Annotated in this window: 14 protein-coding genes; 8 read left to right on the forward strand and 6 right to left on the reverse strand. The window is 66.1% G+C overall.

Annotation, left to right across the window (positions count from 1 at the left end; all coding sequences use genetic code 11):
* Positions 1–3: 3 nt before the first annotated feature.
* The 4 genes from V5G24_RS03565 to V5G24_RS03580 all read right to left on the reverse strand — a co-directional run bounded on the left by V5G24_RS03565 (position 4) and on the right by V5G24_RS03580 (position 4752).
* The gene (locus V5G24_RS03565) at positions 4–708 is read right to left on the reverse strand and encodes an ABC transporter ATP-binding protein (protein ID WP_394079624.1); all 705 of its coding nucleotides are present in this window, start codon (positions 706–708) and stop codon (positions 4–6) included.
* Positions 692–2527, reverse strand: a complete 1836-nt coding sequence (locus tag V5G24_RS03570) for a branched-chain amino acid ABC transporter ATP-binding protein/permease (protein WP_394079626.1) — start codon at positions 2525–2527, stop codon at positions 692–694. Before V5G24_RS03570 ends, V5G24_RS03565 begins: the two co-directional genes overlap by 17 nt.
* Positions 2528–2531: 4 nt before the next feature.
* Positions 2532–3404 (reverse strand): branched-chain amino acid ABC transporter permease, encoded by an 873-nt coding sequence (locus tag V5G24_RS03575; protein WP_348846640.1) that lies wholly within the window; start codon positions 3402–3404, stop codon positions 2532–2534.
* Between the two features lie 151 nt (positions 3405–3555).
* The gene (locus tag V5G24_RS03580; RefSeq protein ID WP_394079628.1) at positions 3556–4752 is read right to left on the reverse strand and encodes an ABC transporter substrate-binding protein; all 1197 of its coding nucleotides are present in this window, start codon (positions 4750–4752) and stop codon (positions 3556–3558) included.
* Between the two features lie 203 nt (positions 4753–4955).
* Here V5G24_RS03580 and V5G24_RS03585 point away from each other — a divergent pair, with 203 nt between their 5' ends.
* The 4 genes from V5G24_RS03585 to V5G24_RS03600 all read left to right on the forward strand — a co-directional run bounded on the left by V5G24_RS03585 (position 4956) and on the right by V5G24_RS03600 (position 8432).
* Positions 4956–5960, forward strand: coding sequence for an NAD(P)H-quinone oxidoreductase (locus tag V5G24_RS03585; protein WP_394079630.1), 1005 nt, complete (start codon positions 4956–4958; stop codon positions 5958–5960).
* Positions 5961–6031: 71 nt separating this feature from the next.
* Positions 6032–6739, forward strand: coding sequence for a 3-oxoacyl-ACP reductase FabG (locus tag V5G24_RS03590; RefSeq protein WP_509292315.1), 708 nt, complete (start codon positions 6032–6034; stop codon positions 6737–6739).
* Between the two features lie 28 nt (positions 6740–6767).
* Positions 6768–7508: an SDR family NAD(P)-dependent oxidoreductase gene (locus tag V5G24_RS03595; protein ID WP_394079634.1), complete on the forward strand. Its 741-nt coding sequence runs from the start codon at positions 6768–6770 to the stop codon at positions 7506–7508.
* A gap of 186 nt (positions 7509–7694) precedes the next feature.
* On the forward strand, positions 7695–8432 hold the full coding sequence (locus V5G24_RS03600) for a FadR/GntR family transcriptional regulator (RefSeq protein WP_394079636.1): 738 nt from the start codon (positions 7695–7697) through the stop codon (positions 8430–8432).
* A 5-nt stretch (positions 8433–8437) separates the two neighbouring features.
* Here the strand turns inward: V5G24_RS03600 and V5G24_RS03605 are convergent, their stop codons facing one another.
* Together V5G24_RS03605 and V5G24_RS03610 are read right to left on the reverse strand one after the other, a co-directional pair.
* Positions 8438–8911: a hypothetical protein gene (locus V5G24_RS03605; RefSeq protein ID WP_509292283.1), complete on the reverse strand. Its 474-nt coding sequence runs from the start codon at positions 8909–8911 to the stop codon at positions 8438–8440.
* A gap of 17 nt (positions 8912–8928) precedes the next feature.
* The gene (locus V5G24_RS03610; RefSeq protein WP_394079638.1) at positions 8929–9645 is read right to left on the reverse strand and encodes a Crp/Fnr family transcriptional regulator; all 717 of its coding nucleotides are present in this window, start codon (positions 9643–9645) and stop codon (positions 8929–8931) included.
* A 166-nt stretch (positions 9646–9811) separates the two neighbouring features.
* On the opposite strand from V5G24_RS03610, the gene V5G24_RS03615 reads away from it, so the two are divergent.
* From V5G24_RS03615 to V5G24_RS03630, 4 genes are all read left to right on the forward strand, one after another.
* Positions 9812–10081 carry a CsbD family protein gene (locus tag V5G24_RS03615; RefSeq protein ID WP_394079640.1) on the forward strand — a complete coding sequence of 90 codons (270 nt, stop codon included), beginning with the start codon at positions 9812–9814 and terminating at the stop codon, positions 10079–10081.
* A gap of 134 nt (positions 10082–10215) precedes the next feature.
* The gene (locus tag V5G24_RS03620; protein WP_394079642.1) at positions 10216–10446 is read left to right on the forward strand and encodes a hypothetical protein; all 231 of its coding nucleotides are present in this window, start codon (positions 10216–10218) and stop codon (positions 10444–10446) included.
* A 127-nt stretch (positions 10447–10573) separates the two neighbouring features.
* Positions 10574–10810: a hypothetical protein gene (locus V5G24_RS03625; RefSeq protein ID WP_394079644.1), complete on the forward strand. Its 237-nt coding sequence runs from the start codon at positions 10574–10576 to the stop codon at positions 10808–10810.
* Positions 10811–10981: 171 nt separating this feature from the next.
* Positions 10982–11128, forward strand: coding sequence for a hypothetical protein (locus tag V5G24_RS03630; RefSeq protein ID WP_394079646.1), 147 nt, complete (start codon positions 10982–10984; stop codon positions 11126–11128).
* Positions 11129–11290 lie beyond the last annotated feature (162 nt).

An 11290-nucleotide genomic window follows, 5' to 3' on the forward strand; every position in this document is an offset into this window, starting at 1 on the left:
GGTTCAAATACCGAGATAGACGGTCTTGATGTGCGGATCGGCGAGCAGGCCGGGGCCGGTGTTCTCGATGGCGATATGGCCGTTCTCGATCACATAGGCGCGGTCGGCGATCTTCAGCGCGTGGAACGCCTTCTGCTCCACCAGCAGCACGGTCGTGCCCATCTTGCAGATGCGGTCGAGCACATCGAACATCTGCTGCACGATAATGGGGGCAAGGCCGAGCGAGGGCTCATCCAGCATCAGGAGCTTCGGCGCCGCCATCAGGCCGCGCGCGATCGCCACCATCTGCTGCTCGCCGCCCGAGAGCGAGCCGGCCATCTGGCTGAGGCGCTCGCGCACGCGGGGGAAGATGTCGAGCACCTCCTCGAACCGCTGGGCGGCGCCGGCACGGGCTTTTGGGTGGTAGCAGCCCATGAGGACATTGTCCTTCACGGTCATCACCGGGAACAGCTGGCGCGCCTCGGGCACCATGACGAGCCCGCGCCCGACGATCTCGGCCGGGTCCAGCTTGTCGATGCGCTGGCCGTCGAAGGTGATCTCGCCGCGTCCCGGCTTCACCAGCCCGGAGATGGCGCGCAGCAAGGTCGTCTTGCCGGCGCCATTGGCACCGATGATGGTGACCACCTCGCCGCGCCCGACGCGGATCGACACGTCTTCGAGGATGATGGTGCGGCCGTAGCCGGCCGAAATCTCAGAGACCTTGAGCATCGGCATAATCCTCCCCGAGATAGGCTTCGATCACGCGGCGGTCGCGCACCACCTCTTGCGGCGGGCCCTCCGCGATCAGCTTGCCGGAATCGATCACCGCGATCCGGTCGGACAGGCTCATGATGGCCTGCATGTTGTGTTCGATGGCGACCACGGTGACGCCATGGTCGCGGATGGTGCGGATGAGCTCGACCATGCGCTGGGTATCGGCCTGGCTCTGGCCCGCCATCACTTCGTCCAGCAGCAGGATGTTGGGCTCGGTGGCCAGTGTGCGCGCCACTTCCAGGCGCTTGAGGCCGCCGATGGGCAAGGTGCCGGCTTCGACGTCCTTTACATCGTCGAGCCCCACCACCTTCGCCACGCGCAGGGCGGCGGCGCGGGCGTCCTCCACCTTGGGATGGCGCAGGAAGGCGCCGATCATGATGTTCTCCAGCACGGTGAGCTTGCCGAACGGCTGGACGATCTGGAACGTGCGGCCGATGCCGCGTCGGGCAAAGCCGTCGGCGCTGGTCGGCGTCACGCCCACGCCGTCCGCGCCGATGATCGACACGGTGCCGAAATTGGGATGCAGGAAGCCCGAGAGTTGGTTGAAGAAAGTCGTCTTGCCGGCGCCGTTGGGGCCGATGATGCCGAGGATTTCGCCGCGCTTCAGCGTGAGCGAAATATTGTCGGTGGCAACAAGGCCGCCGAAGGTTTTCGTCAGGTTCTTGGCGATCAGGATCGGCTCGCCGGGCGTGCCGGTGATGGCGGTGAGCGCCGGCGCCTCGCGCACCGGGGCGACGCGTCCGCCGCCGGGCAAAGCATCGATCCAGCGCCCGACGCGCTTGCCGAACGTGCCCACCAGCCCGCCGGGCAAGGTGAGGGTGATGATCACCAGCACCGTGCCGTAGACAAAGCCGTGCAGGCCGTTGGCCGAGGCGCCGAGCCAGCCGCGCGCCAGTTCCGCCAGCGGTACCACCAGCACCGTGCCGAGCAGCGGCCCCGCCACCGTGCCGAGCCCGCCGATCAGCGAGAACATGGCGATCTCGATGGAGGTGGCGAGCGAGAACATGGTCGCCGGTTCGAGGAACGTCATGTACATGGCGTGGAACGCGCCGACGAGCGCCGTCAGCGCCGCCGAGACGGCGATCGCCTGCAGCTTCACCGCCGTATTGTTGACGCCCGCCGCCAGGGCCGCCGGATCGCGCTCGCGCACCGCCGTGAGATAGAAGCCGAGGCGCGAATTGCGGATCAGATAGGACACCGCGATGCACAGCAGCAGCAGGCCGAAGGCGATGTAGAGATAATTCATCTTCTCGCGGAAGATCATCCACGTCCAGCCGAGCTTCAGCGGCACGATCAGGCCCGCCGAGCCGCCGGTGACCTCGTGGAAATGGATCGACAGCAGACGCACCACTTCCAGGAACGCGATGGTGGCAAGCGAGAAGAACGGGCCGCGCAGGCGGAAGCAGGGATAGCCGATGGCGAGCCCGACGATTGCCGCCAGCGCCGCGCCCACCAGCATGCCGAGCCAGGGCGTGAGGCCGAAATGGGTGATCAGCAGCGCGGTGGTGTAGCCGCCGATGCCGTAGAACACCATGTGGCCGAGCGAGAGCTGGCCGGCATAGCCGCCGACGATGTTCCAGGCGGTGGAGAGTGCGGCGAACACGCAGATGGTGACGAACACATGCACCACGAACGGCGAGCCGGAGACCATAGGGATGATCAGCAGCAAGGCGAGCGCGATCAGCGCGCAATAGACGCGCGGGTTGGTCAGGCCGGCGAGCAGGCCGGGGCCCTTCTGGTGGGCGGCGGGGGCGGAGGTGGCTTTGACGGTCATGGGATCACTCCGTCCCGCGGCCGAGGCCGAACAGGCCGGTCGGCTTGAAGATCAAGATCAGGATGAAGATCACGAAATAGACGACCTCCTTGAGGTCGGGCGCGATGTAATATCCCGAAAGACTATCCACGATTCCGATGATCATGGCGCCAAAGAACGCGCCATACATGGAGCGCATGCCGCCGAGCACCACCACCACGAAGGCGGTGAGCACGAAATAGGTGCCGATGGTGGGCGTCACGGGATAGAGCGGCATCACCAGCGCGCTGGCGAGCCCCACGCAGGCGGCGCCGAGGCCGAAGGCGATGACATAGATGCGGTCCACCCGCACGCCCATCAGCAGGGCGGCGTTGCGGTTCTGCGCCGTGGCGCGGATGGCGCGGCCGAGCGGGGTGGATTGCATGAACAGATGCAGGCCCGCCACCAGGGCCAGGGCGCACACGAACATCACGATCTGGCCGATCACCAAAGTGAAGCCGCCGATATTGACGGAGTGCTGCACCACCGAGGGGGGCACCGAATACAGGTCCGCGCCGAAGATCATCAGCGCGAGATTCATCAAGGCCGTGGACAGCCCGACGGTGGCGAAGATCTGGATATGCTCTTCGGCGGACAGCAGCGGCTGGATGATGAAGCGCTGCACCAGGGCGCCGAACGCGAACAGCAGCAGCACGATGGGAATGGCCGAAACATAAGGATGCAGGCCGAATTTCGCGGCGAGCAGATAGGCGCCGTACATGCCGACCATCAGGAACTCGCCATGGGCGAAGTTCACCACCCGGACGATGCCGAAGATGAGGGTCAGGCCAACGCTGATGATCGCGTACATGCTGCCGAGCAGGATGCCGTTGATCAGGAGCTGAATGAAAACGTCCATCGCGCGGACTCCAGGCGGACGGGGCGGGCGGAAAGCGCCGTGGGCAACGGCACGGCGAGCATCAGCCATCCCTGAGGGTGGGCTGGCGGCGTCTTGTTGGAAAAACGGCCGCCGCTTTGGGGCGGCGGCCGCAAGGTGCAAGCCGGGAGGCTCAGTTGGTGCCGACGCCGACCTTCATCTTGGCGACCGCGGCGTCTGCCGGGAACACGGTGACGAGCTCGCCGCCCTGCCACTGCATCAGGAAGGGGAGGGCGCGGGTGTTCTGGCCCTGCTCGGAGAATTTCGCGCCCCAGCCGGTGGCGGTGCTGCCGACGGGCAGGTCCACCTTCAACACCTGGGCGCGGATGTTGTCCGCCGTCAGGTCCTTGGAGGCGGCGATGGCGTCGAAGAACACCTTGGCGCCCATGTAATTGGCAAGGCTATGGCCCGAGCGCGGATCGGTGCCGTACTTGGCCTTGTACTTGGTCACGAACTGCTCGATGCCCGGCGCCGCCTTGGGATTGGTGCGATACTGGGTGAAATCCACGTCCAGCGCGCCTTCCATATTCTCGGGGCCGACCGCCGCCATGGTATCGCGTAGCGAATAGCCGCCGCCGGCGCCGATCACCGCCTTGGGCTTGAAGCCCTGGTCCTTCATCTGGCGGAAGAACAGCACGGTGTCGTTCTGGTAGGAGGTCTGGAGCACCACGTCCACGCCGGCGCTCTTCAGGCGCAGGATGACGGGGGTCAGGTCAACGGACTTTGCCGAATAGGCCAGGGCTTCGACGACGTTCAGCTTCTTCTCGGCGGCGCGGGACTTCTGGTAGCCCGACATGGTCTGCCCATAGAGCGAGTCTTCGTAGATGATGCCGATCTTCAATTCTTCCGGCTTCTTGCCGAGGGCGGGCGCGATGGCGTCGGGGATCGAATCGACCATGCGAACCGAGAAGTCCTTGGCCGTCGCATTGGTGCGGAACACATTCTTGAACCCGCGTTCGGTGATCGGGTCGGAGACCGCGCCGAGTTCGAAATAGGGCACGCCGGCAAGCTCGGCCACCTGGGTCGCCGCGAGCGACAGGGACGAGGAATACGTGCCGAAAATGGCGGAGACATTGTCCACCGAGGTCAGGCGGCGGGCTTCGCCCACGGCCTGGTTGGGGTCCACGGCATCGCCCTTGATGAGGGTGATGGTCTTGCCATTGATGCCGCCGGCGGCGTTGCGCTCCTCGACGGCGATTTCCAGGCCGCGGAAGCTCTCGTCGCCGAGCAGGGCGAGGCCGCCCGAGAACGGATAGAGGGCGCCGAACTTGATGCTTTGCTGAGCGGCAGCGGGTGCGAGGCCGGCAAGCGGCGCCGCTGTCAGAACCATAGCGGCAGCCAGCGCTGCCCGCGCAATCTTCCTCATCATTTCCTCCAGTAACGCGCCGTAGGCCGACGACATCAGCGGCCGCTCGGGAGCGACCTTCTCGCTAACTTTGCAGATAACCAAGTTGCCTGACAAGTGGGAAATTGCTAGCTTGATGTCCGAGTTGCGGCCCACCATTGACAAGAGCTGCACAGAGGAATTCGCCCATGCCAGATTTGCCCACAACCATGCGCCAGATCCGTTTCGAGGGGTCGGGCGGGCCGGACGTGATTCGCATCGAGACCGCGCCGGTGCCGGCGCCGGGTCCCGGCCAGGTGCTCGTGGAAGTGGTGGCCGCGGGGGTCAATCGTCCCGATTGCCTCCAGCGCGCGGGTGGCTATCCGCCGCCGCCGGGCGCGACCGATATCCCCGGCCTTGAGATCGGCGGGCGCGTGGTGGCGCTCGGCGAAGGTGTCACCTCCCCGAAGATCGGCGATGAGGTGTGCGCGCTCGTGATCAGCGGCGGCTATGCGGAATATTGCCTCGCCGAGGCGCCCTTGTGCCTGCCGGTGCCGAAGCCGCTTTCTCTTCTGGAAGCCGCAGGCCTGCCGGAGAATTATTACACCGTCTATGACAACATCTTCACCCGCGGACGCCTGATCGCCGGGGAAACCATCCTGGTCCATGGCGGCTCGAGCGGCATCGGCTCCACCGCGATCCAGCTCGCCAAGCATGCCGGCGCCACCGTGTTCGCCACCGCCGGTTCGCCGGACAAGTGCGATTTCTGTCTCTCGCTGGGCGCGGATGCGGCGATCGATTATCGCACCGCCGATTTCGTCGCCGAGGTGAAGCGCCTCACCGACGGCAAGGGCGTGGACGTGATCCTCGACATGGTCGGCGGCCCCTATATTGCCCGCAATCTCTCGGCGCTCGCGCTGGAAGGCCGGCTGGTGCAGATCGCGTTCCTGCAGCCGAGCCGGGTGGATATCGACTTGATGCCCATCATGCTGCGGCGCCTGACGCTGACCGGCTCCACATTGCGCGCCCGCTCGGTGACGCTGAAGGCGGCGATCGCGGACCATCTGCGGCGCGATGTGTGGCCGCTGCTGGAGAGCGGCGCGGTACGTCCCGTCATCCATGCCACCTTCCCGCTGGAACAGGCTGAGGCCGCCCATGCGCTGATGGAATCGAGCGCCCATTCCGGCAAGATCATGCTGGAGACGGGCAAGTGAGTGCATCGGCCTGCAGCCATTCCGGCCGCGTCGTTCTCGTCACCGGGTCCGGGCGCGGCATCGGCCGGGCCATGGCCGATTCCCATGCCGATGCCGGCGCGGCAATCGCTTATCTCGACCATGATGCCGCCCTCGCCCAGGAAGCCGCCGCGGCGGCCATCGCGCGCGGGGTGAAGGCGGTCGCGGTCTCGGCCGATGTGGCGGATTATGATTCGGTCGCCGCCGCCATCGAGATCGCGACGGCGGCGCTCGGGCCCATCGACGTGCTGGTGAACAATGCCGGCATCTCGCCCAAGAGCGGTGCCGACAAGCGCCGGGTGGATGCCTTCGCCATGGATCCCGCCGAATGGCGGCGGGTGATCGATGTGAACCTCACCGGCGCGTTCAACTGCACCCGCGTGGTGCTGCCGGGCATGCGGGACTTGGGACGCGGGCGCATCGTCAATGTCTCCTCGGTGGCGGGGCGCACCTATTGCGACATCGTGGCGGTGCATTATGCCGCCTCGAAGGCCGCGCTCATTGGCTTCACCAAGCATCTGGCGGGTGAACTCGGCCCGCTCGGCATCACGGTGAATGCGCTGGCGCCGGGCCGCATCGACACGCCGCTGATGCGCGGCACGGCGCCCGAGGCCAATGAGGCCGCCCGCATGGCGACGCCGCTGCGCCGTCTCGGCACGCCGGAGGATGTGGCGGACACCTGCCTGTTCCTCACCTCCGATCAGGCGGGCTTCGTCACCGGGCAGGTGGTGGACGTGGCCGGCGGCTGGCTTCTCACCTGATCCCAATCGTCAGGAAGCGGTTGATTCCATGTTCGATTTTACCGGCAAGACCCTGTTTCTCACCGGCGCCAATGGCGGGATTTCGCGCGCGGTGGCGCAGACCTTCTTTGAATGCGGCGCCAATTGCGTGCTGACCGACCTTGATGCGGAGGGAATGGAGGCCTTCGCCCGCACGCTCGATCCGAGTGGCGCGCGGGTCGTCGCCACCCGTCAGGATGCCGCCGACCCGGACGATGCCGACCGCGCGCTCGCGCTGGTCAAGGCGCGGTTCGGCGCGCTGGATTTTCTCGTCACCTCCGCCGGGCTCTACCGGGCGCGGCAGGTGGCGGAGATGGACGACGCTTATTGGCGCCAGGGCATCGCGGTCAATCTGGACGGGGTGTTCTACACCTGCCGGCGGGCGATCCCGCTGCTTGCGGACGGCGCGGCCATCGTCAATCTCGCCTCCATGGCGGGCCATCGCGGCAGCTTTGCCCATGCGGATTATTCCGCCGCCAAGGGGGCGGTGCTCGCCTTCTCGCGCTCGCTCGCCATCGAGCTTGCCCCGCGCGTGCGGGTGAATGCCGTGTCGCCGGGCCTGATCGATACGCCCATGGTGCGGGGCCTGATGGACGCGAAGGGCGCGGCGCTGCTGGACCAGACGCCCATGAAGCGCCTCGGCACGGTGGAGGAAGTCGCCCGCGTCGTAGCGTTCCTGTGCTCGGACTGGGCAAGTTTCGTCACCGGCGAGACGGTGCATGTGAATGGCGGGCTTTATATTGCAAGTTGAGGCGGTGGCGCGCGCCATCTACACAGGCCGGAGCATTGAAATCGGCGTGGTCGCTCAGCGGGCGCAAGATTTTCGATCTCTCCGTTTTTGGCGAAGAAGACCGAACGTTGTGAAGCAATCGTGCGTGCGATTGCTTCACAGCCGGTCCGAAGGCGCGGGGCGCACAGGGCAGCTGGAGTGAAGAGGATGAGCCGGACCCACGACATCATCGGACGCGGTCCCTCGCTGGCGGATACCCTGGCGCAGCGTTTGCGCGAAGAAATCTCCTCGGGCCGCCTGCGCCCCGGCGAGCGGCTGCCGACCGAGCAGCAACTCGCCGGCACTTACGGCGTCTCCCGCCCTATCGTGCGCGAGGCGGTGGGACGGCTGAAGCATGACGGCCTGGTGCTGACCCGGCAGGGCGCGGGCGCCTTCGTGGCCGAGCCGGGCGCGGTCTCCACGTTTCGCATCGACATTTCCGACTTCCACAATGCGGACGAGATCCGCCACATCGTGGAATTGCTGATGGCGGTTGAATCCACCGCCACGGCCCATGCCGCAGTGCGCCGCACCGCGCACGACCTGGAGCAGATCCAGGCCCAGCTCGACGCCATGCAGGCCGCCATCGACCGCGGCGATCCCGGCGTCGACGAGGATGTCGCCTTCCACCGCGCCATCGTCGAGGCGACCGGCAATCCGTTCTTCCGCGACCTCTCGGATTTTCTCGACCGGCGGGTGCGCACCTTCATCCGCGCCGCGCGATCGAACACCGCCCGCATGCAGGGCCTGACCGAGGCGGTTCAGCGCGAGCACCAGGCGATCTTCGATGCGGTTGCAGCTGGCGAGCCGGACCGCGCCCAGGCGGCCGCCATCACGCACCTGGAGAATGCCGCCGCGCGGCTCACGCTCTATCTGGCACCGAGGGGCGCAAAGTCCGCGGGCTGACGCCCCTAGCTTCGCGCGCCGAGCAAGGCATGAAGGGGGCCGGTGATGCTTTCATGGTCGAACGCATCGCCCCACACAGGAATATCGGCGAGCGACGGCGGCACGCGCGCGACGCCGAGGGTCGCCACGAACAGCAGCGGCACCTTCTCCGCGCGCAGGTGCGCGGCGACCGGCTCCAGCAGCGGCTGGTGGAGATGAATATCGATCACCGCGCAATCGGCATGTGAACCGTCGCGGATGAAGTTCTGCGCCGCCGCGAAGGTCAGAGGGCCAATGACGTCGAAGGCGTGACGCCTGAGAATGGCGGCGATATCGCTCGACAGCACATATTCGTCGCCGATCAGCAGCACCCGATGCCGAAGCTCGCTCAAAACCCGCCCCATGTCCTGCGTGATCTGTGTTTCCATGCGCTGGTGTGACAGAGGCGCGGGCGAGGCGAGATAACGCAGGTTAACTTGGCGGGAAAAATACCGTTCCACTGCCCGCGGCGGCGGGTTCAGCGCGGCTCCTTCGACAGGCTGAGATAGGTCGGGTCGAAATTGGCGAAGGCGGAAATCGCGTCCCAATCGGGAATGGTCAGGCGATCCTCTTCCCAGGTGATGAGACCCTTTGCGCGCAGTTCCTTCATGGTGCGGCTCATATGCACCTTGGAAATACTCAGCGCGTCCCCGAGGTCCACTTGCGTGATCGGCAAGTAATAGCTGTCGCCCATGGCGAGGCCGACCGTGCGCTTGCGCACCAGCAGTTCGCAGAACAGATGCGCCGCCCGCTTGGCGGCGGAGGCGTGCGAGATGGCGAGCCATTGCCGGTGCACCGCCGCATCCACCAGCGTGCTGAGCCAGAACAGGCGCGTGATATGGGGATGGCTGCGCGTGATCTCCTTGACGACGGCATGATTGACGCAGGCGAACGCGCAATCGGTCAGGGCGCCCACGCTATGGTCCATCTTGCGCAGCACGAAGCCGTGCAGATCCACGAAATCGCCCGCGATATGCAGGGCCGTGATGCGGCGATGCCCGTCCTCGGTGAGGTTGTAGCGCGCACAATGGCCATCCAGCAGGAGCGTGCTGACGCCCGGCCGCTGGCCCTCTTTCACCGCGTCCGTGCCGGCGGGAATCGAGATGACGTGCGTGGTGATGCTTTCGAGGAGCTGGCGTTCCTCGCTTGAAACCTGATCGTAATGCTCAAGCCTGCGGACGAGGGGATTGGTCATCGAGCGCCCTTCATCTTCGCGTTCTAGCGGTGAAAGGCGAGGGCCACAAGGCGAGGCTTCCGGTCTCCTGGCCGCGGGCGTTCCCAAGTGTTGCGTCATTCTCGCCCGCATAAGGAACTTGCCGCCCCAGCTCCCGTTTCTCTCCGGGATACGCAAGGAGCGAACCATGACCGAGACTACGCTAAAGGGCGCGGCCACCGAGGCGGGCGGGCGCATCAAGGAAGCCGCCGGAGCCGTTACCGGCAACGGATCGTTGAAGGCTGAGGGTGTCTATGATCAGGTAGCCGGCTCCGCCCAGCGCGCCTTGGGCGATACCGCCGACGCGGTGCGCGCGGGTGGCCGCAAGATCACGCGGCAGGTGGAGGATCAGCCGTTCCCCGCCTTGCTGGTGGCCGGCGCCGTCGGCTTCGTGCTCGGATATCTCGCAGCGCGTTGAACCTTCGCGCCCGGCCGGAGTGGGCCGGGCGCTTTTTATTTCGCCGGCTTTATTTGCCGCCGAGCTGGAACGGCCCGGACGTCCGTCGGTTGATGAGGCAGGAGGCTTTCCCCTCAACCACAAGGAAACGTCCCATGGGCAATCCCAACGACCGCAATCCCCAAGATCGTAATCCCCAAGATCGCAATCGGACGGACCAGGAGCGCCAGCGCGCTCAGGACGAGCACAATCGCCAGCAGGGCGGGCAGAAGCCCGGCTCCGGCCAGCAGAGCCAGACCGGAGGCGGCCAAGGCCAGCCGGGCCAAGGCCAGCATGGGTCAGACCCGCAGCGGCCCGACCAGAAGCGCAATCCGGATCAGCGCTGAACCCCGCGATTCTGCCGTTTCATGGAGCCCCGCCCCTCGTTTGAGAGGCGGGGCTTTTTCTTGGCCGGAACCGCAGCGGAAATGGTGCGTTTACCAATCGGCCGGCGCATGGCGCGCGGCGATCGGAATGGAAGGAACCACGATGGGCTCGTTTTCCCGTACCACCCCTGCTCCCGCGTCCCTGCGCCTCGTCATCGGCACCGAGGATCGCGAAGTCGCCTCGCTCGATGAAGCCATGGGGTTCCTGCACGAGAAGGATGCGGACGCCCTGGGCGAGTTCCTGCTCTCGGGCCTGGATGCGGACGCGCCCGAGGCGCTGGTCGCCTTCCGCAATCGATTGGAAATGATGCGCGCCGCGCTGTGAGGCTGTCCGCGCGGCGCCTGCGTCAGGCGCGCGCGCAATCGTGGTGCAACCAATGGGCATCGGCCGCGTTCCTCTGGCATGGCCAATTGGAATCGAAAGCTGCCGCTCCCGGTTTCCGTGCAAGGCGATGAGGGCGAGACTCTCGTCACGCTGCACGAGGCGGCTTTGTTCATGATCCGCACCTTTCAGGGGCGGCAATCCAACGGCATCCGCCGAACCATCGAACGCTTGATCTGGGCTGCCGAACAAGACACTGCCGATGCTTCCGAGGAAGCCGCCCGGCAGCTTTCTAATTTTCTGAAATCCTCCGGCCTGTGAGCGGCCCGTGGTCGCCTCGCATGGTCTGGCGGCTTCCGCCGGCGCAATCCTGGCCGCAGCGCTGATTCGCCGAAACGAGGCATCGCAGGGGCGTATCGACCCGTCGTGCGACGGGGACCAGTCCCTGTGGGAAGGCGGCATGCCGATTCGACCCGATTTTGA

Origin of the sequence: Roseixanthobacter finlandensis (assembly GCF_043195105.2) — a bacterium.
Lineage (GTDB): Bacteria > Pseudomonadota > Alphaproteobacteria > Rhizobiales > Xanthobacteraceae > NCEH01.